Consider the following 24,700-nt stretch of genomic DNA (forward strand, 5'->3'; position numbering starts at 1 on the left):
GGTCTTTCTTGTTAGGGGGAGCCACGGATTCAGACCGGGCTGTCGGCGACGGCCTGGGCTTCGACCGACTGGCTTGCCGTATCGGCATAGACGCCGCCGTCGCTGACGATCACCCGATAGGTACGCAGATGGCGCTCGCAGGGAAAGGTCACCGCCTGCCCGGTGCGGATATCGAACTGCCCCCAATGCACCGGGCAAGTGATCAGCTCGTCCTCCATATCACCCTCGGCCAGCGACGCGGTGGCATGGGTGCAGGTGTCCGCCGTGGCGTAGAAGGTGCCATCAAGGTTGTAGACGCAGATGTCGCCGACCTGCGCATTGGCAACTTTCTTTTTGCAGCCAGGCGCCAACTCGTTTTGTTGGCAGAGCAAAACATTACTCATTGCGGGCGCTCCCCTGCATGCAGCTGTACAAAGCCCAGGCCAGTCACCCATTCGGGCACGGGCTCATAGGCGATTACTTCGCCATGGGCACCGGGCACCGCGGCCATCGCGCAGGCAAAGTTGCGAATCTCCATGGCGCCATTACCAGCGCGCTCAAGGATTTCTTCATTGTTGTAGGCCGTCAGCCCAGCGATATCACCGCGTACGCCCAATTCGAGGATTTCACGGTCGAACGCTTCGCTGACCTGCCCCATCTGCGCCGTACCCACCCAGTGGCTGATGCCACCGCTACCGATGATCACCACGCGCTCACTGGCCTCGAACGAAGCGACAGCCTGCTGAATCTGCCGCCCCAGGTCCGCAGCCCGAGGCAGCGGGAGATAGGGGTCGACACCACAGGCCAGGTACACCGGAATGCAGGGCAACGTCCGCCCCAGCAGCTTTTCCGCCGGCTGTACCACCAGTTGCTGTGGAATGGAAAAGGAGTGGTCGACCGTGAAGCTGCGAGCCACGCTCCAATCGATGCCCTGCGCCGCGCCATCGGCAACGATATGTTCAGCCAATTGTGGATGATTGCTGATAACGCCACGGCTCAGCCCTGGCAGGCTCTCCACCGGACCATCCAGGTCACCTGTGGCGATAAGGTATTGGGGCAGACAATGGGGCCCGAACAGAATGAAGTGATCACAACCGACAATGATCACGCTGGTCGGATCAAGCTCGGCCAAGCGTTGGGCGCACGTTTCATAGGCACCCCAGATTTTTTCTCGGACCGGCTGGCTGGGCGCTTCAGGCGCGACAAACATCACCGGGTCATGCGGCATCCAGAAGCCGCCAACAATTTTGCCCATGGCTCGATCAACCCTTCAGTGCAGCGCTGAACGCCGCTATGTGTTCTTCGGTGGCGCCCAGTCGACGCTTGTAGACCGCCATGTCACGATCAGGCGCCAGTTCCTGCCAGAAGCCCATGGTCAACATCGGGTTGACCCCAGCCTGCTGCAGACCAGCTACGTCGAACGTCAGCACCATCTGCTTGTGTTCGTCGCTGAGGGCGAAACGGGCGAGAAACCGGCTACCGTCGGCGCGAAAGCGCTCTTTAGCCGAACGGTCCACCGACAGTTGCCACAGCACCTTTTCCAGCACGTTGCGACTCATGGCCTTACTCGCTCAGAAAATGGCGAACAAGCGATACAAAGCGCGCCGGTTGCTCGCTCTGTACCCAGTGCCCACAACGTCCGAACAGGTGCAGGTCGGCATCCGGCACGCTATTGGCGATCAACAGACCGCACTCCGGCGGTACGACACGGTCCTCGCGACCATGTACGACCAGGGTAGGCGCGGTGATTTTGGCCAGCGCAGCCGCCGGAAAACCCTTCACCAACGTTTCGCCTTCCGCCGCCGGCGCAGGCAGCAGTTTACGCAGGCCGTCCTGGGCACCAGGGCGCGCACTGGCCTGATAGCGGCTTAACACAAGTTGATCGGTGATCAGCTCAGGGTTGTAGGGGAACAACGTCATCAGTGCGCGCATGTTCTCCAAGGACGGTTCATAGGTGTAGGCACCCCGGAGCCCGGGTGTCTGCAGGAACTCACCCGCGGGGGTACCCAACAGCACCAACTTGTCCACGCGCTGTGGTGCAAATATCGCGAGGCCGATTGCAACCGCCCCACCGAAGGAGTTGCCGATAAAGGAAGCCTTGGGAATGTCCAACGTATCCATGATGCCGACGATGTGGTTGACCCACAGCTTGATGTCGTACTTGAGGCCTTCCTGGTACGGGGTAAAACCAAATCCGGCGATGTCCGGCACGATCACCCGCCAGGTATCGTCGAATGCGGGCATGCTCTTGGCCCAGTTACTCCAGCCAGAAACACCCGGCCCCGAGCCGTGCAGCAGGAACAACGGTTTGCCCGAGCCTGATTCGTGGTAATTGGTGCTATGCCCAGCAGCGAGCAGCGTCTTGCCCAGACCTTCCATACGACCTCCGCGTTTCTTGTTTTTGTGAACATACAGTTTCGTATGTCCATGCTAGGCAGGAGGTCAGCAACCGTCAATACAGTTCTGCATGTTATCTAGTCTTTGTTTCTATGAAACCATGCTAAAAATGTATGAATCTGAAGCGCTTCAACATACAGATATGCATTTAAAAAACCTGTAAATAGCTCCATGCAGCGTCGTTACTGCATCGCGGCACGGATGGCGCTAGAATCGAAAGCTGACGCCGCTTGCGGCATGCTCTTGTCACACCCCATCGGGGTTAAGGTTTTCATTTATGGCATCGCGACCTAATCTGACCCGAGAGGATTGGATTCAAGCCGCCCAGCAGGTCTTGAGCAAAAGCGGCGTCGATGCCGTTCGCGTAGACACCCTGGCGAAGGAGTTGCAGATCACGCGCGGCAGCTTCTACCACCACTTCAGCAACCGCGAGGAACTGCTACAGGGCATTCTTTCCAGTTGGCGCGCTCGCGCGACTGAAGACGTGATTCTGCACCTGCGCAATGCCCAAACTTCTCCCGAGCAACAGATCCTCCGCTTGCTCGAACTCCCCTATCACGGCCATGCCGCACAGGAAGCGGCAGCCGTCGAACTGGGAATAAGGGCCTGGGCGCGAGGTGATCGTCAGGCGCGCCAAGCCATCGATGAGGTCGACAAACACCGTTTGAGCTACATCGAAGGCTTGCTGATCCTGCTGGAGCTGGAGGCGACAGAGGCCCGTGATCGAGCCTTCCTGATCTACTCCTATCAGTTGGGACTGTCGCTGCTGTCAGACGACAGCAGCGCCGCCAGCCGTCTGGAACGCAGCGCCCGCATGGCCCGGATCCTGATTCCCCAGGAGGCCTCTTAGGGTATCGATGGCTGGCCATGCCTAGCGCATGATGAATCCGCCATCAACCGAAATGGACTGGCCCGTCACATAGCTGGAGCTGCTGCTGCTGAGCCAGAGGACGGCGTCCGCGATCTCCTCCGCTCGGCCATGCCGGCCCATCGGAACACTTTTGAGCATTGCCTCAAGCGCCTCACCCTGACCCGAGGCGACCATCTGGTCAGCCATCGGGGTCCAGATCAGTCCAGGGCACACCGCGTTGATGCGGATGTTCCGCGCCGCATACTCAAGCGCCGCGCTTTTGGTCAGCCCAAGCACACCATGTTTTGCCGCATGATAATTGGCACGCTCGGCCCCACCAACAAGCCCACCAAGGGACGAGCAGTTGACGATGGTTCCGCTACCCTGCTGGCGCATATGCTGCAACTCAAACTTCATGCAACTCCATACACCGCGAAGATTGACCGACATGACCCTGTCGTAATCATCAACCGTAGCGTCTGCCGTCTCCGCCAGCACATTCTGAATACCCGCATTGTTGAAAGCGACGTCCAAACGCCCGAAGGTGGCGACGGTCTCCTTGACCATTGCCTCAACCTGGCCCACGTCAGCAACATCGCAACGGATACCGATCACCTTGTGGCCGGCGGCAACGAGTGCCTCAGCCACGGCACGTACCGCCTCTCCATTCACATCCACCAACGCGACGCAGGCACCGGCCTGAGCGAAGGCCCTGGCAGTCGCCAATCCGATACCGGACGCGGCGCCTGTGACCAGTGCGACTTGATTCTCAAACGAAAAGCTCATGGATGAACGCCTCACTACCGGGTTTGATCTGAACAATGTGGATAGACCTCACCCTAACCAACACTGATAGCAATGAGTACCTGGGGAAAAGCAGATGAACTGATGAGTGAGACTCATCAATCAGGGGAAATGGCCTACCTTCGGGGATTGCCAGATAGGTCAGTGAGCAACACCCGTTCTACTCTCCCAATGGCTGAAGTTCTCGGATCAGATCGATCAGCAACCGCAACCCCACTGGCAGATGGCGATGGCTTGAGTAGTACATGTAAAAACCGGGAGCCACGCTGTTCCAGTCGTCCAGTACCCGAATCACTTGGCCGCTCTCCACCAGCGGCGCGATCGCCGGCTCCGGTACGTACATGAGACCGGCACCATGGCGCGCCAGCGATAACCCTACACGGGTCTCATCTATAGTTATGGCGCCAGGCACCGCGATTGCCACGCGCTCATGCTCTTTCTCGAACTCCCAGTCGTACATGCGATCGTTACCCAGGCGAATGCGCAAGCAACGATGCTTCAACAGGTCCTGGGGGTGCTCGGGAACACCAAAACGCTCAAGGTATTCAGCGCTGCCAGCCACCACCCAGCGTATATCCGGCGAAAGCCGTTGCGCGATCATATCTTCCGGCACCGTACCACCGTAGCGGATGCCCGCATCATGGCCGGTGCCAATGACATCGACTATTCGATTGGTGACCGTCAGGTCGATTTCTATTTCCGGGTAACGATCGTTGAATATCGGTAATACCGGCCCCAGTAGCAGATCAGCAGCATCACTGAGGATATTCAGGCGAATACGCCCGCCGGGCTCGTCGCGAAATCGGTTGAGCACCTCCATGGCCAAGCCGATTTCGTCTATGGGTTTGCTGATCAGTGCGTGCAGTTCCTCACCGGCGGCCGTCAGGGTGACGCTGCGCGTAGTCCTATTCAACAGCCGCACCCGGAGTCGAGACTCCAGCCCCTTGATAGCATGACTCAACGCCGAGGCGCTGATGCCCACCTCCAGGCCTGCACGACTGAAGCTCTGATGGCGGGCGATGGCCAGAAAGTAAACGAAGTCGGCCAAGTTGGCGCGGCTGAGTTGCATGTCAATCTCCTGCCAGGTGGTGGTTGATGGCAGCGTCAAGGAGAATGGCCTATCCCTCTTTCAGGTCCGGGAACCGGAGTTTCTGTACTGAAAGATATGACTATAGGCCGGTATCCGCAGGAGGCCCTGTACACCACCTCTTCATCTTCGAGGTTATCCCCCCTCTTATGAAATACGGCGGCGACGGCGGACCAGCCAGAAAACCAGTGCGAGAAAGACAACAATACCCAGCGCAATGCCCCCCTGAGCCAAGGCCGCCAGATGGGACTTCGCACCGCCAACACGTTGTTGCTCGACCTGCCCTACGCTCACACTGGCATCAGGATTACCGTAATGTTTGCTCAGGTAATTGGCCAGCGTCGCGATCTGCGGGTCAGTCAACACCCTGGCGAAACCAGGCATCCTGACATCCGAACCATCGCCTTTGCGATGAACCCCTTCGAGGATGACCATCACCAGGTTTTGGGTATTGCTGCGACCGACCGTCGTGTTATGCGACAAGGAAGGCAAGCCACCGTCGAAACTGCCCTGGGCTTGAGCCTGGTGGCAAGAAGCACAGTAGCCATCGTAAATTTGCGCCCCCGTCATCTTGTTCGGATCAGCCGGCAAGGCAATGCCACGCAGGCTGCTCAGCTCATCGGTTTTCTGACCCAGGGCATAGACCGGCTTATTGTCCGCAGCCTCACGCTGCGCAGGAACACTCTTGATGTAGAGGGCGATAGCTTTCAGATCGGAGTGGGTGAGGTATTGCAGGCTATTGTCGACCGCTTCGGCCATCGGCCCGGCCGCTTGCCCCTTACCCAAGCTCTCGCCGGTCTTCAGGTATTTGACCAATTCATCGGTATCCCAACCACCCACGCCACTGTTGGGGTCAGATGTAATGTTGGGGGCGTGCCATGTCCCGACTTCACCGCCGGCCAGCTCCTTCGAAGCAACCTCGGCCATCATCAGGTTGCGCGGCGAATGGCAGGCGCTGCAGTGGGTCAGGCCTTGAGTCAGGTAGGCGCCCCGATTCCACTCAACGCTTTGCGCAGGGTCGGCCTCGTAGGGCTGGCTATCGAGGAACAGCAGATTCCAGCCCGCCATCGACAAGCGAATGTTGAACGGAAATGGCAACTGGGTCGGCTTGACTGCCGTGTCAACGGCAACGATGTCGTTCATGAAATAGGCGTACATCGCCTTGACATCCTCATCGCTGATCTTGGCGTAGGAGGTATAAGGCATGGCCGGATACAGACGCTTGCCATCGGCGCGAATGCCCTTGCGCAGCGCATCACTGAATTGCTCCAGCGTGTAGTTGCCGATCCCGGCGGTTTTTGAGGGGGTGATGTTGGTGGCGATAATCTCGCCGATGGGTGTTGGCAACCCCAACCCACCGGCAAATGGCCTGCCTCCAGGGGCGCTGTGGCAGGCGACACAATCGCCGGCAGTGGAAAGGTACTTGCCACGCTGTATCAGCTCGCTGTCAGGCGTCGAAGCGCTGGCTTGCAGGGTGACGAGGCTCGTGGCCAAGATAACCAGGTGGCCAATGAGGTATTTATTCCAATTCATTGAAGGTCAGCCTCGCACTTGTTCGATCAATGAGCCCAAGGGCGATACGCGAGCAATGATGCGATCGGGCAGTATGTGCTGCGCGGTGCGCAGTGCCAGGGCGACACCCGTCAATGTCGAGTTCATGGTCGCCGCCGTCGGCATTACGCCGGTGCTGCAAATGAACAGGTTTTCATGATCGTGAGTCCGACCGAAGCTATCGCATACGGACGTTTTCGGGTCGGCCCCCATGCGCAGGGTGCCGGTGATGTGCTGGTTATTGGCGAAATTGCCCTCTGCGCTATAGCGCACATTGGTACCGCCCATGAGTTCGACGATGCGCGCAAAATCCTTGTGCGAAGCCTGCGCGCCACGCCGGGTGTAATCGTCGATGGCGTAATGCGCCTGCGGTTTTGGAATGCCCAAAGCATCTTTCTGCGAGCTGAGAGTGATGCGATTTTCCGGGTTGGGCAACACTTCCAGAACATCCTTGAGGCTCATTTCGAACGCGGCACGGTGACGCAGTTGCTTCTCGAACTCCGGACCGTAGACACCGCTGGCGAGCAACGAGTCGGTTGCGCTATTGACTCGCGAAATATTGGTGAAATCCAGACGGTAAGGCGCGTGCTCTTTGCGAAAGTCACCGTCGCGCATCGTATTGATCGAGCTGGGGCTTTGTGGCCCACGGCCCAGCCACAACGCCTCATCGGCATCAAAGGTGACCGAGGTACTGGGGTGGTCCATCAGGTTGCGACCGACCATGCCGGAACTATTGGCCAGGCCATTGGGGTATTTGTCGCTGGCAGACAGCAGCAAAAGCTTGGGACTCTCGATGCCATTGGCGGCGAGGATGAAGGTCTTTCCAGTGACCCGATGGGACTTTTTATCCGGGTCGAAATAGTGAGCCGCTACAATGCGGCCCTTATCGTCGTGCTCGATGCGGTAGACCACCGCATTGATCTGCAATTTGACACCCGCATCCACCGCCGATTGAATCGCGATGCCGCCGTGGTACTGCGCATCAATCGGGCAAATCGGCTGGCAACTGTTATTGCCACAACAGGCCGGTCGCCCGGCGTAGCTGCGACTGTTACGTGCGGTTGTATTGCCCACCACCGCGTAAGTCGGGGCAAGCCGCTCACGAATGCGGCGCATGGCGTAGGGCTCGGTGACGGGGTCCATCGGAAATGGCTTGCTGCGCGGCGAGCCGGTATTTTCCGCGCCCGAAACGCCCCAGATTTCTTCCGCTTCCTGATAGAAAGGATCGAGCTCCTCATACGTCAGCGGCCAGTCGACACCCACGCCATACAAGCTGTGGATGCGCATATCGCCCGGTACCAAACGCCAGGCCTGAGCAGCCCAGTGCCAGGTCGTGCCACCGACGCCACGAATGTATTCCGCCGGATACGGATAGGGCCCGGCCTGCACCAGATAGCCGTTATCGACTGGTTTGTAGACTGGATGTGGTGCCCATTCCGAGCAGGTATAAGGTGACATCCAATCGCTTTTGCGCGTGGAATTGCGGAACGCCGCGACAATCCGTCCGCGCTCAATCGGCCCACCTGCTTCGAGAATCAGAACAGATACGCCCTGCTTCACCAGTTTCAACGCCGCCAGCGATCCACAGATCCCCGAGCCGATAACAACAATATCAGCCGATAGCTGGTCAGACATTTGGCACCTCTTCATTGGGTTTTTTTGCCCAGCTGCCATAAGGACCATAGGCATAGGTCGGCGGCTTGAGCACATCGGCGACAATCATGGCGTTCAGGGCATTTTCGTAGGCAAGACAGCGCGCATGCTCACCACTGCCCACGACGCCCATGAACCAGGCAGTGGCGATTTTTCGCGGAACAGCTGCCAATGGCGACTTTTCGTCATCGAGCATTTTTTGCAATGTCAGCGGGTCGCTCTTGCGTTCGTTGACCAGCGCCAGCAGGTCTTTGACAGCCCTGGCGAAGTTTGGATCGTCGGCAAGCAGTGCCCGGTACAGGTTTTTCGCCAGCTCACCGTCGAGGGTCTGGCGCCCGGCAATGATCGCCGACATGGCGACAAACGCACCTTGGTCGGCGCTGTCTACAGGTTCGGCCAACGCCCACGGAATCAACGAAGCGGTGTAGGCAGTCACCAGGCTCTTGAGCAGTGTCCGCCGGGAGGGCTTCATCGCATTGGAGCGCTTAGTCGTGTTCAGGCTACTCATGTCTTTATCCTGCGATAACAGGTCATTGACGGGGCGTCAGCACCCCAATTCGGTTGGGTATGCGACCTTTTAGAAAACGGTGTTGACGGTCAAACCGGCAACGAAAGCGTTGTCCACCTCGTACACGCCGCCTGGGTTGGCCAGGTATTGCAGGTTCGGCCGCACCATTAGCCAGTTCGTCAGTTTGAAGTCGTAGTGAATTTCCGCCGCGTATTCCGCGTGCTGGATGGGCTGATAGGCAGGGTCAGCATAGTCGATGAGATGGTTGGCCTGATCATGCAAACGTTGGTTCTTTGTCAGTGCCGGATTGACATGCAGCTCGCTGAGGCCAAAAGCGAGAGAATCCTGAGGGCGCGCATCAAATGGCCCGGCATAAATAGCCCCCACCTGAGCCTGCCAGTCGAGCGTGCTACTGTCCTTGTCGTACCCCGAATAGTGCGCGAACAGACTCAAACCACGTTTGGCATCACCGTCGACCGTAGTGACTTGCTGACGTGCGTAGGCGTACCAACCGTAACGGCCATCATGTACATCGGCAGGATGACCAGAGAGTTGTTTGTCGACACCGTTGTCATCCTTGAGCACATCGTTCGCGTCGGCTGAGTTCCAATACCCGCCAAACAGATACTTGCCGGCCATCCCTTCTGCGCCCAACGAAGGTGTCCAGCCCAGCTCCCCGACATAGGTCGTACCTTGCCGACCTGAGGTATTCAACTTAAAGCCGTTGTTGCTATCCAGCAGCGTCGGGTTGTACTCGTACGCGCCAACTTGGGCATAGACCTGAGGCGTTACATTGACCTTGATCCGTCCCCCCCACTGCCCGACCGGCGAGTTGAACCACACGGTAGACGCGTGACCGACCAGCCCGCCACACATCGAGTTGTTTTGGAACACACAGCCGGTCGAATCAAAATCACTGCCTATCGGCAACCGACCGGCCTTGATGTCGAGCACGTCATCGAAGAATTTCTGTTGATAGGCCAAAACTGTGATCCGCCACGTCTGACCGCTCCCGTAGTTTTCTTGCACGGAGGAGCCAATCGTGCCGGTACGTGAGTCCGCCAGCCGATCATTGGTCAGGTCCCGACCACTGCGTTCAGTGATCTGCAGTTGCAGATTCGCGGCGGGCACGCCCAGGATCTTCTGTAAATCAAGGGCGCCGCCGACATTGAACTGATCGGTGTAGCGTGCGCTATGATCGTGATCGTAGCCGCCACTGAGGTTGGCGGCGCTTTCCGACTGATAACTGAGTTGGAAGTCGTAACCCTTATCGAGTAGCGCTGTGCGAAGCCCCCCCCAGTCGCCGGTCATCCATCGGGAAGATGAAGAAAACATTTCTTCATCGGCATAAACCGCACAACTGAACCAACCCATCAAAAAGCAACTACCAACAATAACCTTATGGTGCATTTATCAGCTTTCCTGAGGATGGGAAGTCACTAAAACGGTTAGACGCACAAGCACGCCCCACGATATTCGCAAGATATATTCGAAGACTTGTAACGACAATTTATTAGGTTTCTATCTATGCCGTTATCGGCTTAAACGTTGATAGCAGAGCATTTCGTTCTGAATAACGCGCACTGATACCTGACTGACGCGATCAAAGTAATCCACAGACAGCAATAGATCAAATAAATGACAATTATTTGAGGTATAATTCTATCAAATAGGTCGAGACACCACCGCCGTAAAACCCCGGTGACAGTTGCTTCTTTGATGCTGCGTAGGAGTGTGTATGGATTTGTCCCAGGTTGATTTGAATCTGCTTGTCTCTCTGGAAATGTTGCTGCGGGAACGCAACGTGACCCGCGCAGCCCAACGACTGGATGTCAGCCAACCCGCCATGTCCGCGCAATTGGGGCGACTGCGGACGTTGTTCGACGATCCCTTGCTGTTACCCGCTGAAAATGGTCGAGGCATGACCCCCACCGCCTTGGCATTAACCTTGGCGCTGCCCTTGAGCGCGGCACTCAAGGGGCTGGAGAAAGTCATCAATTTTCAACCGACCTTCGACCCCGGCAAGGACAGCCGTGAATTCAGCATCGCCATGAGTGACGATGCGATATTGGCCGTAGGCATAAAGCTTGTAGCGCGCCTGCAAGCGCTCGGTCCGCACAAATTACGACTGAACATGCATAGACCACAGCCTGACCATATAGCAACCGAGCTTGAACGCGGCGAAGTGGATCTGCTTATAGACCTGGATCGGATGATCCCCAGTAGCATGAAGGCCCGAACCCTGTATGACGGAGGTTTTGTCATGGCCCAACGTCCGGGCCATCCACGTGGTACCGCAGCCTTGGATCTGGATACCTATTGCGATCTCGAACACCTGTTGGTTTCCAGCGCATCAGGCAACGCTCAAGGCTATATGGATGAATACCTGGCCAATCAGGGGCGCCAGCGCAGAGTGGTCATGAAGCTACCGCAACTATCACTGATCCCCAATCTGCTGCGCAGCAGTGACTATGTCTGTACATTACCAGCCATCCATTTCATTCAATTCGGTGGTGATTTAGAGCTCTACGATCTGCCTTTCATGGCCCCCAGCTTTAGCCTGCAATTGGCTTGGCATCCGCGTAATCATTTTGATCCCGCGGTGATATGGATGCGTGACTTTATCCAGCAGGCTGCAGGGCAGCTCGGGTAACTCATAGTCCATTAGTGCGTATTGAGCTGGCACAGCTGAAGATGGACTCGGTCCGGCATGGGGAATTGAGCGACCTGTTCATGCGCTGGTGTGGTGGCATCCGAGCTTGTCCCGCGAGGCTGCTCGAATGCCATGGAGACACCAGCGGGTGACAAACCGACGCAGATCGTTGCCTGCAACGCCCAGCGGCGAATGTCTACGGTTAAGATTTTTCCGTATTGGGCACCAGGCACTCCCCAGGGAGATCAAAGATATATGCCGGGTAGACATCAGGTGAAATCGTATAGTCGAAGTAATCCGCAAGCGCGAGGCTGGTGCCGCCCTCTGCGATGGATGACGCCGATTCCATGAATGTCACAGGCCGGCTGTTGCTTCCATCCGAACCAGGGAACGGGCTATACCACGTCCAGAGGTAACGACCCTGTGGGTATTGACCCGAGGGTGGAAACAGTACCGAGACAATGTTGACTTGATTGCCAGGCGACAACGCAGGGTTATCCGCCACTGAGGCGTGAATCGTACCCTCCTCTCCCGGTATGCTTGCCCAGTACGGCGGTTCCTGCGCCAACCCCATATTCTGGCAAGAGAACACCAAAGGGGTGAGAACACCCTGAACTAAAATCTCCGACTGGTTGAAGATGTAACCAGACCCGGCATTCGGCGGCGGCGCGATACCGTTGGGCGATGCGCCGAACAGTAGCGCAATAGAAGTCTCATAGCCGGCTGTGGGGTTGTACTGGTACGACATCGCGGTCAACTGAGCCCGGTCAGATGCCACACGGTAAGACTCGTCAAGACTCCACTGGTAAAACACGCTGGTCGGCAACGGAAAGCTTGCAGAATTCACAGGTGTCATGAGCGTGGTCATATTGAAATGGTCATTCCAAAGCGGCAGCGCCTGGTTACCAGGATTGCCAACCTGAAATCCGGGAATCACTGGCGGGGCCCAAGTATCCACATTGGGATTATCGGTCGCCGCAAAGGCTGGGAAGTAGGTAAATGAAAAATTCTGGAAAAATGCCAACTGATTGGGGTCACCAACTTCAGGATTTCCTGGCGGCGCACCAAACATCATTCGAAACGGCAGCCCGCTGGACTGATCGAACCATATCCAGGTAGTAGCATTGGAATTCGGTACCGATTGCTTCCACCAATCCACCTCCTGCGCCTGCATCCAATTCAGATAGCTGGTCGCAAAGTAAGTTGGGCTTTGGGCACTGGAAAGCCACTGCGTACTAGGCAAAGACCACCCCATGTCAACGTCCGTCCAGGTTTCGCCCTCGTCCTGAGAGACCTGGGTGGCGGTCTGCGTAACCTTGTACCACCACGTTTGGCCATCCATGCCAACCACTTGGACAGACAGTATTTGCCCTTCTATATAGGTGATCGAAGCGACGCAAAGCTGAAAAAAAGGCGTGTTTTGTATCTCATCAGTGGGCGGCGGGCTATAGGGGTGCAAAAGCGCAGTGCACGCCCAAGAAGATGGCAGGGTTGGTGGTTCAGGGTCTGTTTTGAAAGACAGTTGCGAAGCCTTGATTGCCGATAACGCGGATCGAACGTCGTATTTCGCTTCCATCTTCGCCACTCCATGGTGAGTTACACATCGCTCGTGAGCATAGTATGTCTTTTAGCCATCACGGATATTTTTTGGCTTTACCCACAAAAAAGATTCGATGAGCACGGCACACAGACCGTCGGGCCTTCATCACTACTACGCATGACTTCGTCTCTGCATTGCGCATCGGCACAGGGCAAAGGCTTAAACCTGCTCATTCAGCATGGCGGCGGCCGGATGGGTTCCGACGAGGACCGGGTTATTGCGGATTAGCCAAAACATTTATGGAGTCCAGAGGGCCCAGGAATTCCAGAAGAGCGATATGGTGCTAGATGAGCAAGCGCTCAGCGTCAGCAGCTCACGGGCGGTGAGCTTGGTCTGCCGATAGTGCGGCAATCATCGAGGGTCATTCTCCCAGGTAGGCTTTCTGGACTTGTTCGTTGTGCAGCAGCTCTTGGGACTCACCTTCCAGCGCAATGCGCCCGCCATCGATCACATAGGCACGCTGGCAGGTTTGCAGGGCCAGCTTGGCATTCTGCTCGACCAGCAACAAGGTCACCCCGCCCTTGACCACCTCACGAATAGTCTCGAAGATCTTCTGCACGATAATCGGCGCCAACCCCATTGACGGCTCATCGAGCAACAACAACTTGGGCTTGCCCATCAGGGCACGGGAGATTGCCAGCATCTGCTGCTCGCCACCGGACATGGTCCCGGCCAGTTGGAACGCGCGCTCTTTGAGGCGCGGAAAAATACCGAACATGCGCTCGATATCGGCCTGGATCGCGGTCTTGCCATCGGTGCGCGAGAAGGCGCCCATTTCCAGATTCTCGTAGACCGTCAGCTTGGGGAAAATACCCCGCCCTTCCGGTACCAGCGCCAGCCCTTCGCGGATAAGGTCGTAGCCCTTGATCTTCGCGTGCGCCTTGCCGTCGAAGGTGATCTGCCCGCCCACCGGGGTCAGCAGCCCCGCCAGGGTCTTGAGGGTGGTGGTCTTGCCGGCGCCATTGGCCCCGATCAAGGCCACCATTTCGCCTTCGCCGACATGAAAGTTCAGACCTCTGATCGCCTGGATGGCGCCATAGGAAACCTGCAGTTCGCTCACTTCAAGAATGCGTTTCATGTTCAAGCCACCGTCTCCGTACCCAAATAGGCCTCGATCACCCGAGGGTCTCTCTGCACCTGCGCCGGCAAGCCATCGGCAATCTTCTTGCCGAACTCCAGGACGGTAACGTGGTCGCACAAGCCCATGACCAGCTTCACATCGTGTTCGATCAACAGCACGGTCTTGCCGTCCGCCTTCATTTTGCACATCAGTTGGCGCAGGCCTTCGGTCTCCGACGCATTCATGCCGGCAGCGGGTTCATCGAGTGCCACCAGCAAAGGCTCGGTGGCCAGCGCACGAGCGATTTCCAGGCGACGCTGGTGGCCATAGGAAAGATTTTTCGCCAACTCGCCAGCGAAGCGGCCGATGCCGACATAGTTCAACCAATAGTGGGCAGCCTCGTGTATCTCCCGCTCCTCCTGGACACAGCGCCGGGTCCGCAGGATCGCGCCGAACACACCACTGCGGGTCCGTACGTGACGGCCGATCATGACGTTTTCCAGGGCCGTCATATTGTGGAACAGGCGAATGTTCTGGAAGGTGCGCGAGATCCCCGCCTCCACCACCTTGTGCGGCTTGCTGATTCGCAATGGCTTGCCGTCAAACGTCACCTTGCCCTCTTCGGCGCGATACAAACCAGTGAGCACGTTGAACAGGGTGGTCTTGCCGGCGCCATTAGGACCGAGCAAACCGCGGATTTCACCGCGCTTGATACTCAAGTCAATGTTGTGCAGCGCCTGCAGGCCACCGAAGAATTTGCTGACCGAACGCAGCTCCAGCAGTACATCGCTCATACCTTGTCCGCCTCTTTGAACATGAGATCTTGCGGGGTTGCTTCCAGATGCGTCGCCGTGCTGTCGAGCACGATCTCAGGCACCACTGGCTCCGGGTCAACATCATGCAACTCGGCCCGCCGCCGCTGTGACGGCCACAACCCCTCGGGACGGAAACGCATCACCAGGATGAGTGCCAGGCCGAACACCAGCATGCGCAAGGTCGAGGCATCGAGGATGTTGCGCAAGACATCACGACCGATAAAGGTGACATGGTCCATGACGAAGGGCTGCGCCCAATTGACCAGGTCGCGGAACACCTCGGGCATGATCGACAGGATCAAGGCCCCCAGCACGACCCCGCGAATCGAGCCCATGCCCCCCAGCACCACCATGGCCAACACCATGATCGACTCCATCAGAGTGAAGGACTCGGGGCTGACAAAGCCCTGGTAGGCGGAAAACAGCGCGCCGGACACCCCGCCGAAGGTGGCGCCCATGGCAAAGGCCAGCAGTTTGAGGTTGCGCTTGTTCAAGCCCATGGCCTCGGCGGCCACCTCATCTTCGCGCAGCGCCATCCAGGCACGACCGATCCGTGAGACTTCCAGGCGCTTGGACAGGATGATCGACAGGATCACCACCGCCAGGAAGAACAGGTAATAGCTGATCACCGGCGAGACCTGCAAGCCGAAGAGGCTCCATTTCACTTGCAACGACAGCAGGGTCTGGGGCGTCTCACCCACCGCATGGGACCAGGCCGCGCCGTCGATATGCAGGGGGGCAATTCCGCTGATGCCCTGGGGACCGTTGGTGATATTTACCGGTTGGTCCAGGTTGTTCATGAAGATACGGATGATCTCACCGAACCCCAGGGTGACGATCGCCAGATAATCGCCACGCAGCTTGAGCACCGGCGCACCGACCAACACCCCGCAAATGGCGGCAAGCACCGCCGCCAGCGGAATGATGATCCAGATCGGCCAGTTGAGCACGCCCGCGGTCAGGCCAACCATATTCAGGTGTGGCGAGGACAGTAGCGCGTACAGATAGGCGCCTATGGCATAGAAACCGATGTACCCCATATCCAGCAGGCCGGCATAGCCAATGACGATATTCAGCCCCAACGCCAACAGCACATAGAGCATGGCGAAGCCGAGAATGCGCACCCAGGTAGGCCCGAGGAACGGTACGGCGTCCACCAGGAAGGGCAATGCGACAAAGGCCAGAATCAACAAAGCGTATTGTGCGTAGTGGTTTTTCATGTTGGCCGCCTCCTAAGCGCGATCAGCCTGACGCTCGCCCATCAAGCCATTGGGACGAAACAACAGCACCAGGATAAGCACCATGAAAGCGAAGATATCCTGATAGTTCGCACCGAGAAAACCGCCGGTGATTTGCCCGGTATACCCTGCCGCCAGGGACTCGATCAGCCCCAGCAGAATGCCGCCGGCCATGGCCCCGAACAGGTTGCCGATCCCACCCAGTACGGCGGCGGAAAAGGCTTTGAGCCCGAGCAACAAGCCCATGTAGGCATCCGCCTGGCCGTAGTTGACCGCACGCATCACGCCGGCGATGGCCCCCAGGGAGGCGCCGATCACGAAAGTGGCGGAAATCACCCGATTGATATTGATCCCCATCAACCCGGCCACTTCCTGATTCTGGGCGGTGGCACGCATCGCCTTGCCCAGCTTGGTCTTGTCGACCAGCAACCAGAGCGCGAGCATGATCACCACCGAGATGATCATGATGCTCATCTGGACATTGGTGATGGTGGCGCCGAACACCTCGATCGGGCGGGTTTCGACCACTTCGGGAAAGGTCTTGTAGCCTCGCCCCCAGATCATCATGGCCAGGTTCTGCAGGAAAATCGAAATGCCAATGGCCAGGATCAGCGGCGTCAGACGTGGCGCCTTGCGCAACGGGCGATAGGCAAATTTCTCCATGCCCTGGGCCATCAACATGCACACCACCGCCGCGATCATAATGGCGAACAACAGCGTCAGGACGCCCGGTGCGAAGCCAAAACCGGCGAGCATGGTCAAGACCGAAATCGTCACCATGGCACCTACCATGACAATCTCGCCATGGGCGAAGTTGATCAGGCCGATAATGCCGTAGACCATGGTGTAGCCCAGGGCGACCAACGCATAGATGCTGCCCAACACCAGACCGTTGAGGATCTGCTGCAACAAAATATCGAGATTGGCTTGCACTTGCTGAATCCTCAAAACTGCGTCGTATCCACCAGCGCAAGCCAGGAACAGCAACGCGGTGACATTCAGGGCAGATCGGAAAGAGTTTCTTTTTATAGTCGCGGACCCTGAGGGCCCGCTTATTATTTTAGGTAGCGTCGGGGCTCAGTCGCGTTCGACGGAAAGGGTTTTCCACTGTCCGCCAGTGAACTGGAAGATCGTCGCGGCGGCGTTCTTCAGGTTGCCGTAGTCGTCAAAGGCAATCGTGCCGGTCACGCCGTCATAGCTGGAGCTCTTGAGCACCGGCAGGTATACCGCGGGATCGGCCGACTGGGCCTTGACCATCGCGCTGATGGCGGTCCAGGTCGCGTCGTAGGCCGCCGGTGACGACTGCACGACCCCCACGCCGAACTTGCCCTTGAGCTTCTGCTCGAACGCCGCCCCCTTGGGCATTTCCTGCAACGGCATGCCGTAGTTCCAGGCGTAGGTGCCTTCAGCGGCGCTACCGGCCATGTTCTTGAACTCGTCGTTAGGCAGGTTGCCGATGTTCATGAACTTGGCCTTGAGCCCGAGATTCTTCATCTGCTTGGCCATCGGCGCCGCCTGATAATCCAGCGCCGCGAAGAACACTGCGTCGGCCTGTTGAGCTTTGGCGGTGGTCAGGATGGCGTTGAAATCCGTGGCCTTGTCGTTGGTGTACTCACGCACCACCACGTTGCCGCCGGCGGCCTTCACCGCCTTGGTCACTTCATCGGCCAGGCCCTGGCCATAGGCCGTGCGGTCATCGAAGATCGCAATGCGCTTGGCATTCATTTGATGGACCAGGTAGTTGCCAGCGTAGCGACCCAGGGTGGCATCGTCGTTGACCACGCGAAACACCGACTTGATACCCTGGAGGGTCAAGGCCGGATTGGTCGCCGATGGCGAGATTTGCGGGATGCCAGCATCGCCATAGATTTTTGAAGCCGGGATACTGGTGCCGGAGTTGTAGTGACCGATCACCACCGCCACTTTCGCATCCACCAGACGCTGGGCGACCGCCGTACCGGTACGTGGGTCGGCCACGTCGTCTTCCGAGACCAGTTTGAACTCTACAACCTTGCCACCAATCTTCAGCTTCTGCTGGTTGGCCTCCTCAATGGCGATACTGATGCCATGTTCGACATCGAGCCCCTGATGACCGGACGGCCCTGTCAGCGGACCGGCAAAGCCGATCTTGACCTGTTCGCTGTCGGCGGCAGTGGCAACCCCAACACTCAGGATGGCGACCATGGCCGCGGTGAGCGCTGTAAAGCCCTGGTTATGTTTACGCATGTTCCCTCCCAGAAATCATCGGACAAACGAATTAAGCACGTTGGCGTGCAAGTCTTCTTTTCCACATCCGGGCCCTTTCACGGCGACCAGACCTTATTCGGGACATCTCACTGCAAGTGCGCAGGCTGTTTGTCAGCGCACTTGTAAGATAACAGTCAGCAGGCAACTGTCAATTGGTATATGCTAGGGCAAGATGAAAATGCCGGTGACGGTATGGGCAATGACAAATCGTGCACCTCTGCGATGCCGACTCGGCGCGATCCGACAGCCACCCGCACCATCACAGGTCAGTTATTTGATAACCTATGAGGAATCAGTCTTTGCCTTGATCCAGACGTATTCAAAGCGGCCTTCGCCGTGTTTGACTGGACCCAATAACCCGTTCGACCATTCACGTTTGGACGAGCCCCGTTTTCAGGAGCAACACATATGAACCCGACCCTTGGTACACGAAGGGCCAATCTGGCGGAGACGGTGATCAAGGAGCTGTCCAACCGCATCGATGTCGGCACCTATGGTCCGGGCCAGAAACTGCCGTCCGAGCAAGAGCTGTGCAAGGAGTTCAACGTCAGCCGCCCGGTCATCCGCGAAGCCGTGGCTTCGTTGCGTCTGGGCGGACGCCTGATCGCCCGCCAGGGCGTCGGCGTATTTGTGGTCGAGCAGGATGTAAAACGCATCGGCTATGCGTTGAGCAGTGCCGTCGATGATGTCCGGGCAGCCGCCCACGTGCTGGAACTGCGCCTGGGCGTCGAAACCGAATCGGTCGCGCGCGCCGCCGAACGCCGCAGCCCCACCAGCATGGCGCAGATCACCGAAGCCTTTGACCGCTTCAACGCCCTGGACGGCAGTGACCTGGAAGAAGAAGCCAAGGCCGACTTCGAGTTTCACCTGGCGATTGCCCGGGCCACCAATAACCCACACTTCTCGCAGCTGCTCGAAGCCCTGGGGCCGGACATCATTTTCGATTTGCACCTCAAGCACGGCCAATCCACCGGCAAAAGCCGCCTGGCCCACATCAAGAAAATCGGCCGCGAACACGGCGCGATTCTCTCGGCAATCACCATGGGCGATGTCAGCGCTGCGCGCTCGGCCCTGCGCAAGCACCTCGAAGAGAGCCTGTCGCGCTATCAGCGGCTGGTCGACAGCGGAGAGTAATTCTGCACCGCCTTGCCCATCAGCCCAGGCCCAGACAGACGTATCTGATCCCCTGATAGTCCTCGATGCCGTAGCGCAAACCTTCGCGCCCCAGTCCCGAGGACTTCACCCCACCCCGTCGAAGGAACGTCAGAGGGCCGCGAGGGCTTTTTCACGAATCTGGCTCAAGGTCATGCGCGGCGTCAGCGCTTCGGGGTCCACCTGCACCTCGATCAACGCAGGCTTGCCGGAAGCCACGCAACGCTCGAAGGCCGCGGCGAATTCACTGGTCGCCACCACGGTCTCGCCGTGCAACCCATAGGAACGAGCCAGCGCGGCAAAATCCGGGTTATGCAGTTCGGTGCCGCTGACCCGCCCCGGATAGTGACGCTCCTGATGCATGCGGATGGTGCCGTACATGCCATTGTTGACCACAACCACAATCAACCGGGCATCGTAGTTGGCCGCGGTGGCCAGCTCCTGCCCATTCATCAGGAAGCAACCGTCGCCGGCAAAGGCCACGACCATCCGTTCTGGCGCGGTGATTTTCGCCGCCACCGCCGCCGGCACGCCGTAGCCCATCGAGCCGTTGGTCGGCCCCAACAGGGTACGGAATGTCCGATGCTGATAACCGCGATGCAGCCAGCCGGTGTAATTGCCGGCACCGCAGGTGAGTACCGCATCATCGGGCAGTCGCTGGTTCAGCCAGGCGATGATCTCGCTCATCTGCACCGGCCCGGGTGACGGCGGGCAATCGAAGTTGGCGCGATAGCCGCGATTGAGCTGCGCGGTCCAACCGCCGAATGCCTCAGGCTTGACCGCCGGCAGCTCGGCGAGCTGAGCGGCGAAGATCCGCATCCCGGCATTGATCGCCAACACCGGCTGATAAACCCGCCCCAGCTCCTCGATCCCCGGATGCACATGCACCAGCTTCTGTTTCGGCACGGGAATATCCACCAGGGCATAGCCGCCAGTGCTCATCTCCCCCAGGCGCGCGCCCACCACCAGCAACAGATCGGCGCTCTTCACCGCCTCGACCAACTCCGGCCCGGCCGCCAGGCCGAGGTCGCCGGCATAATGCGGCAGCGTATTGTTGAACAGGTCCTGGCAGCGGAAGGACGCCGCCACCGGCAAATTCTGGGTCTCGATAAAACGCCGAATATCCGCCACCGCCTGGGCATTCCAGCCACCGCCGCCGAGCACCACCAATGGCCGTTGTGCCTCACCGATCAGTTGTTGCAGGCTGCCCAGCGCCGCAGGGGATGCCGCCGGCTCGATGGCCTGGGCCGGGCCGGCATCAGCCACGGCCACCCGGTCGGTGAGCATGTCTTCGGGCAACGCCATCACCACCGGTCCCGGACGGCCGTTGGTGGCGCGATGGAAAGCCTGGCTGAGCAGCTCCGGCAGGCGCGCCGCGTCATCCACCTCCACCACCCATTTGGCCATTTGCCCGAACATGCGCCGGTAGTCGATTTCCTGGAACGCCTCACGCTCGACCTGATCCCGTGCCACCTGGCCGATAAACAGGATCATCGGCGTCGAGTCCTGGAATGCCGTGTGCACACCTACCGAGGCATTGGTCGCCCCGGGGCCGCGGGTCACGAAGCAGATGCCCGGCTTGCCCGTCAGCTTGCCGTAGGCCTCCGCCATATAGGCCGCCCCACCCTCCTGGCGACAGACGATCAGTTCGATATCGTCCTTGACGTCATGCAGCGCATCGAGCACCGCCAGATAACTTTCCCCCGGGACGCAAAAAGCGCGCTCGACACCATTGATCCGCAAGGCCTCGACCAGGATCTGCCCGCCACTGCGCAGCGTCGTGGATGCATCTTTCATATTTTTGTTCTCCATCAGGCTGTTCGATCAGATGACCGAGTCTTCCAAAAAGGGCCGGTTTTCCACGACGCGCTCGTAGGACAAGGCGCTCAGGTCAAGGCTGCGGTATGCGCCATAGGTAATCAGCTCGCTGAGCCCGCGGCCGATGGCGGGCGCCTGTTGCAGGCCATGGCCGCTGAAGCCGTTGCAAAACAGGAAATTGCGCACCTCGCTGTGGGGGCCGACGATGGCGTTGTGATCGAGCACGCAGAAGTCATAGTGCCCAGCCCAGGAGTTGACGACCTTGATCGCCTCGAATGCCGGCACGCGCTCGGCCAGGATCGGCCACACTTCCTCATCGAACTCATCGTGCAGGACATCGAAGTCGTTGACGTCGACTTCCGGGTCGACTTTCGGGTAAGTGCCGCCCAGGTACAGGTGACCCTCGGGACGGAAAAATACCCCGGTCGGATCGATGGTCAGAGGGACTACGCCGGCCAGCGGCGTATGACAGTCGAAGACGAACAACGAGCGGCGGCGTGCTTCCACCGGAATCTGCAAACCGGCCATGCGCGCCACCTTGGGCCCACGGGTGCCCGCGGTGTTGACCAGGGTGTCGCAGCCGATGCGCTCGCCACTGGCCAGCCGCACGCCGGTGATCAGGTCGCCGCTGCGCAGCACCTCGATTACTTCGTTTTCGATGTACTCGACGCCCAGGGAGCGGGCCTTCTTGCGAAAGCCATTGAGCATGCCGTAGCTGTCGAACCATCCCTCGCCGGTCTGGCCAAAGCTGGCGCCGGCCAGGCTGTCCGGATTAACCCAGGGAAAGCGCGCGACCAATTGCTCGGGGTCGAGCAACAGTACATCGGCGCCGTGCTCGATTTGCGTGGCGTGCAAGCGTTCCAGCACCTCGTAACCGCGCTGATCGGCAAGGAACAGGTAGCCGTTCTCGCGAAACGCCAGGTCGGGTTTATCGCCGTTGACCGCCATGGTTTCCGGAAAAGCCCGCACGAACTCGGCGCCGAACTTGGAGATCTGGATATTGATCGGATTGGAGAACTGCTGCCGGATCGAGCTGCTAGAAAGCGCCGTGGCCGACTGCGCGTAGGTCCAGTCCCGCTCGATCACCAGCACCGAACCGGTGAAGTCCGGATTGCTCGCGAGAAAATACGCGGTGGCGCTGCCATTCACGGCGCCGCCCACGATCACCACATCGTAGTGTTGCTCAGTTGCTGTCGAAGCCATCGCTCGGACCTCTGAAAAAATACTGGGTAAGGGTTACTTCGGATCTTCGAAATGACCGGCACCGGCGAAGTTGCCACCGTGATAACGGGCCGCCGGCTCGTTGGGATCCAGGGGCGGATGATTGGCCAGGACCTTCTCGCGGAAATCATCGGCGCTGTCCCGGGCCACGTAGCCGAGGGACGAGGCCATGCGGTTGTCCCACAGGCACTCGCGGTTGGCGGACATGCCGTAGACGATCATGTGGCCCACCCGTGGCGCATTCAGCGAGCGCTCCACCAGTTGGGCGAAGTCGGCGAAGGACAGCCAGGTCGCCAGCATGCGCCGGTCCAACGGTTCCTCGAAGGAGGAACCGATGCGCAGGTTCACCGACTCGATGCCGAACTTGTCCCAGTAGTAGCGCCCCAGATCCTCGGCAAAGCATTTGCTGACGCCGTACAGGCTGTCAGGGCGATGGGGAACGCTGGCATCCAGGGTTTCGGTGCGGTCATAGAAACCGATGGCATGGTTGGAGCTGGTGTAGATCACCCGCTTCACCCCGTGCTGGCGCGCCGCTTCGTAGATGTTGTAGGTGCCGATGATGTTGCCATTGAGAATCGACGCGAAGGTGTTCTCCAGCGGCACGCCTCCGGCATGGATGATCACATCCACGCCTTCGGCCAGCGGCAGGACATCGGCCATGCTGGCCAGGTCGCAACGCACCAACTCCTCGTGAGCCGCGGCCGGCCCCATGTCGGCGATATCGGTCAGGCGCAGGACCTCGGCAAACTCGTGCAGGTGGGCACGCAGCACCCGTCCGAGGCGGCCCGCGGCGCCGGTGATCAACAGTCGTTTGAACGGCTTGCTCATGATGAAACTCTCGAATGAATGAAGAGACCGGCGCTCACTTCAGCGCCGCCAGGGCCTCGCGCAACTGCACGATGGCCTGCTCAAGTTGTTCCCGTGAGGTGGCGAACGACAGGCGGATATAGGGTTCCAGGCCAAACGCCGAGCCCGGCACCGTGGCCACCTTGCCAACCCGCAGCAGGTAGGCGGACAGGTCGGTATCGGTCTCGATCACCTGCCCGTCCGGCGTACGTTTACCGATAAACGCCGCGCACTTGGGAAACGCATAGAACGCCCCTTCCGGCATCTGCAGCTCAAGGCCGGCAATCGCCGACAAGCCCTTGACCACCAGCGCACCACGGGCCTGATACTCGCGATTGGCCTCTCGGACAAAATCCTGCGGCCCGTCGAGGGCAGCAGCGGCCGCCAGTTGGGAAATCGCCGACGGACAGGTGGTGGTCTGCGACTGAGTCTTGTTCATCGCCACGATCAATTCTCGCGGACCCGCCGCGTAACCCAGGCGGTAGCCGGTCATGGCATAGGCCTTGGACACCCCGTTGATCAGCAGCGTGCGTTCACGCAGGTTGGGGCAGGCAATGACAAAGGGTACGAAGGGCTTGTCGCCGAGAATGATGTGCTCGTAGATCTCGTCGGAAATCACCAGCACCCGAGGGTGTTTTTCCAGCACCGCAGCGAGGGCGGCGAACTCCTCCCGGGTGTAGATCGCACCACAGGGATTGTTCGGCGAATTGAGCATGAGCCAGCGGGTCTTCGGTGTGATCGCCGCTTCCAGACGCGCGGCGTCCAGCTTGAAACCGTACTCGGAGCCGCAGGGAATGACTTTCGGCACCCCACCATTGAGCAATACCATATCGGTGTAGGACACCCAGTACGGCGCCGGAGTGATGACTTCATCACCGGGCTCCAGGGTGGCCAGGAAGGCGTTGAACAGCAGCTGTTTGGCGCCATTGGCCACGCAGATTTCGTCCAGGCCGTAGGTCAGGTCGTTTTCCCGGGCGAACTTGCCGACGATGGCCCGGCGCAACTCGTCATAGCCGTTGGGCGCGGTGTAATGGTTGTGCCCGTCGAGCATGGCCTGGTGCGCCGCCTCGATCACATGGGCCGGCGTATTGAAATCAGGCTCGCCGAGGCTGAGGTTGATCACAGGCTCACCCGCAGCGAGCATTTTCTTGGCCAGGACCGACACCGCCATGCTGGGCGAACTCTTTACCGTCCTGACACGCGAACTCTGAAATTCCATAC

At 58.9% G+C, this 24,700-nt stretch carries 23 protein-coding genes and 1 pseudogene; 3 read left to right on the forward strand and 21 right to left on the reverse strand.

The genetic code is table 11. The features are described from left to right. Window positions 1-29 precede the first annotated feature (29 nt). From AC07VG_RS02540 to AC07VG_RS02555, 4 genes are read right to left on the reverse strand one after another with little or no spacing between them, the layout of a single operon-like run. On the reverse strand, window positions 30-383 hold the full coding sequence (locus tag AC07VG_RS02540) for a non-heme iron oxygenase ferredoxin subunit (RefSeq protein WP_495020400.1): 354 nt from the start codon (window positions 381-383) through the stop codon (window positions 30-32). Further along, window positions 380-1,234, reverse strand: coding sequence for a DODA-type extradiol aromatic ring-opening family dioxygenase (locus AC07VG_RS02545; protein ID WP_495020401.1), 855 nt, complete (start codon window positions 1,232-1,234; stop codon window positions 380-382). Before AC07VG_RS02545 ends, AC07VG_RS02540 begins: the two co-directional genes overlap by 4 nt. 7 nt (window positions 1,235-1,241) lie before the next feature. Then, a complete protein-coding gene (locus tag AC07VG_RS02550; RefSeq protein ID WP_495020402.1) occupies window positions 1,242-1,538 on the reverse strand; it encodes an extradiol ring-cleavage dioxygenase in 297 nt (98 codons plus the stop codon). A gap of 4 nt (window positions 1,539-1,542) precedes the next feature. Beyond that, entirely contained in the window at window positions 1,543-2,358 is an 816-nt protein-coding gene (locus AC07VG_RS02555) for an alpha/beta fold hydrolase (RefSeq protein WP_495020403.1), read from the reverse strand. A 295-nt stretch (window positions 2,359-2,653) separates the two neighbouring features. On the opposite strand from AC07VG_RS02555, the gene AC07VG_RS02560 reads away from it, so the two are divergent. Then, window positions 2,654-3,226, forward strand: coding sequence for a TetR/AcrR family transcriptional regulator (locus AC07VG_RS02560; RefSeq protein ID WP_495020404.1), 573 nt, complete (start codon window positions 2,654-2,656; stop codon window positions 3,224-3,226). A gap of 21 nt (window positions 3,227-3,247) precedes the next feature. On the opposite strand, the gene AC07VG_RS02565 is transcribed toward AC07VG_RS02560, so the two are convergent. The 6 genes from AC07VG_RS02565 to AC07VG_RS02590 form a co-directional block, all read right to left on the reverse strand. Beyond that, a complete protein-coding gene (locus tag AC07VG_RS02565) occupies window positions 3,248-4,012 on the reverse strand; it encodes an SDR family NAD(P)-dependent oxidoreductase (protein ID WP_495020405.1) in 765 nt (254 codons plus the stop codon). 178 nt (window positions 4,013-4,190) lie between these two features. Then, the gene (locus AC07VG_RS02570) at window positions 4,191-5,099 is read right to left on the reverse strand and encodes a LysR family transcriptional regulator (RefSeq protein WP_495020406.1); all 909 of its coding nucleotides are present in this window, start codon (window positions 5,097-5,099) and stop codon (window positions 4,191-4,193) included. Window positions 5,100-5,264: 165 nt separating this feature from the next. Next, complete coding sequence (locus AC07VG_RS02575; protein ID WP_495000373.1) at window positions 5,265-6,650, reverse strand: c-type cytochrome; 1,386 nt, start codon at window positions 6,648-6,650, stop codon at window positions 5,265-5,267. Window positions 6,651-6,656: 6 nt separating this feature from the next. Continuing rightward, window positions 6,657-8,303 carry a GMC family oxidoreductase gene (locus AC07VG_RS02580; RefSeq protein WP_495000549.1) on the reverse strand — a complete coding sequence of 549 codons (1,647 nt, stop codon included), beginning with the start codon at window positions 8,301-8,303 and terminating at the stop codon, window positions 6,657-6,659. Next, window positions 8,296-8,829: a sugar dehydrogenase complex small subunit gene (locus AC07VG_RS02585; RefSeq protein ID WP_495000372.1), complete on the reverse strand. Its 534-nt coding sequence runs from the start codon at window positions 8,827-8,829 to the stop codon at window positions 8,296-8,298. The genes AC07VG_RS02580 and AC07VG_RS02585 overlap by 8 nt, the downstream gene beginning before the upstream one ends. A gap of 69 nt (window positions 8,830-8,898) precedes the next feature. After that, the gene (locus AC07VG_RS02590) at window positions 8,899-10,239 is read right to left on the reverse strand and encodes a carbohydrate porin (RefSeq protein WP_495020407.1); all 1,341 of its coding nucleotides are present in this window, start codon (window positions 10,237-10,239) and stop codon (window positions 8,899-8,901) included. 328 nt (window positions 10,240-10,567) lie between these two features. On the opposite strand from AC07VG_RS02590, the gene AC07VG_RS02595 reads away from it, so the two are divergent. Further along, a complete protein-coding gene (locus AC07VG_RS02595; RefSeq protein ID WP_495020408.1) occupies window positions 10,568-11,482 on the forward strand; it encodes a LysR family transcriptional regulator in 915 nt (304 codons plus the stop codon). 202 nt (window positions 11,483-11,684) lie between these two features. Here the strand turns inward: AC07VG_RS02595 and AC07VG_RS02600 are convergent, their stop codons facing one another. From AC07VG_RS02600 to AC07VG_RS02625, 6 genes are all read right to left on the reverse strand, one after another. Beyond that, window positions 11,685-13,058 carry a hypothetical protein gene (locus AC07VG_RS02600; RefSeq protein WP_495000369.1) on the reverse strand — a complete coding sequence of 458 codons (1,374 nt, stop codon included), beginning with the start codon at window positions 13,056-13,058 and terminating at the stop codon, window positions 11,685-11,687. Window positions 13,059-13,443: 385 nt separating this feature from the next. Further along, the gene (locus AC07VG_RS02605; RefSeq protein WP_495000368.1) at window positions 13,444-14,160 is read right to left on the reverse strand and encodes an ABC transporter ATP-binding protein; all 717 of its coding nucleotides are present in this window, start codon (window positions 14,158-14,160) and stop codon (window positions 13,444-13,446) included. A gap of 2 nt (window positions 14,161-14,162) precedes the next feature. Then, window positions 14,163-14,936: an ABC transporter ATP-binding protein gene (locus AC07VG_RS02610; protein WP_495000367.1), complete on the reverse strand. Its 774-nt coding sequence runs from the start codon at window positions 14,934-14,936 to the stop codon at window positions 14,163-14,165. Further along, window positions 14,933-16,177, reverse strand: a complete 1,245-nt coding sequence (locus tag AC07VG_RS02615) for an ABC transporter permease subunit (protein WP_495020409.1) — start codon at window positions 16,175-16,177, stop codon at window positions 14,933-14,935. The genes AC07VG_RS02610 and AC07VG_RS02615 overlap by 4 nt, the downstream gene beginning before the upstream one ends. Window positions 16,178-16,189: 12 nt before the next feature. Continuing rightward, window positions 16,190-17,128, reverse strand: coding sequence for a branched-chain amino acid ABC transporter permease (locus AC07VG_RS02620; RefSeq protein ID WP_495000365.1), 939 nt, complete (start codon window positions 17,126-17,128; stop codon window positions 16,190-16,192). Window positions 17,129-17,272: 144 nt separating this feature from the next. Continuing rightward, window positions 17,273-18,421 (reverse strand): branched-chain amino acid ABC transporter substrate-binding protein, encoded by a 1,149-nt coding sequence (locus AC07VG_RS02625; RefSeq protein ID WP_495000364.1) that lies wholly within the window; start codon window positions 18,419-18,421, stop codon window positions 17,273-17,275. 429 nt (window positions 18,422-18,850) lie between these two features. Between AC07VG_RS02625 and AC07VG_RS02630 the strand changes: the two genes are divergently transcribed. Continuing rightward, a complete protein-coding gene (locus tag AC07VG_RS02630; protein WP_495000363.1) occupies window positions 18,851-19,576 on the forward strand; it encodes a FadR/GntR family transcriptional regulator in 726 nt (241 codons plus the stop codon). A gap of 19 nt (window positions 19,577-19,595) precedes the next feature. On the opposite strand, the pseudogene AC07VG_RS02635 reads toward AC07VG_RS02630, so the two are convergent. From AC07VG_RS02635 to AC07VG_RS02655, 5 genes and pseudogenes are all read right to left on the reverse strand, one after another. After that, a pseudogene (locus tag AC07VG_RS02635) lies at window positions 19,596-19,691 on the reverse strand (hypothetical protein); the annotation flags it as partial. Between the two features lie 14 nt (window positions 19,692-19,705). Beyond that, a complete protein-coding gene (locus AC07VG_RS02640; RefSeq protein WP_495020410.1) occupies window positions 19,706-21,391 on the reverse strand; it encodes a thiamine pyrophosphate-binding protein in 1,686 nt (561 codons plus the stop codon). Between the two features lie 27 nt (window positions 21,392-21,418). Beyond that, window positions 21,419-22,615 (reverse strand): NAD(P)/FAD-dependent oxidoreductase, encoded by a 1,197-nt coding sequence (locus AC07VG_RS02645; RefSeq protein WP_495000361.1) that lies wholly within the window; start codon window positions 22,613-22,615, stop codon window positions 21,419-21,421. 33 nt (window positions 22,616-22,648) lie between these two features. Continuing rightward, the gene (locus AC07VG_RS02650; RefSeq protein WP_495000360.1) at window positions 22,649-23,461 is read right to left on the reverse strand and encodes an NAD-dependent epimerase/dehydratase family protein; all 813 of its coding nucleotides are present in this window, start codon (window positions 23,459-23,461) and stop codon (window positions 22,649-22,651) included. 34 nt (window positions 23,462-23,495) lie between these two features. Continuing rightward, window positions 23,496-24,698, reverse strand: coding sequence for a pyridoxal phosphate-dependent aminotransferase (locus AC07VG_RS02655; protein ID WP_495020411.1), 1,203 nt, complete (start codon window positions 24,696-24,698; stop codon window positions 23,496-23,498). Window positions 24,699-24,700 lie beyond the last annotated feature (2 nt).

The sequence above is a fragment of the Pseudomonas sp. GW821-FHT03C07 genome, from assembly GCF_059420925.1.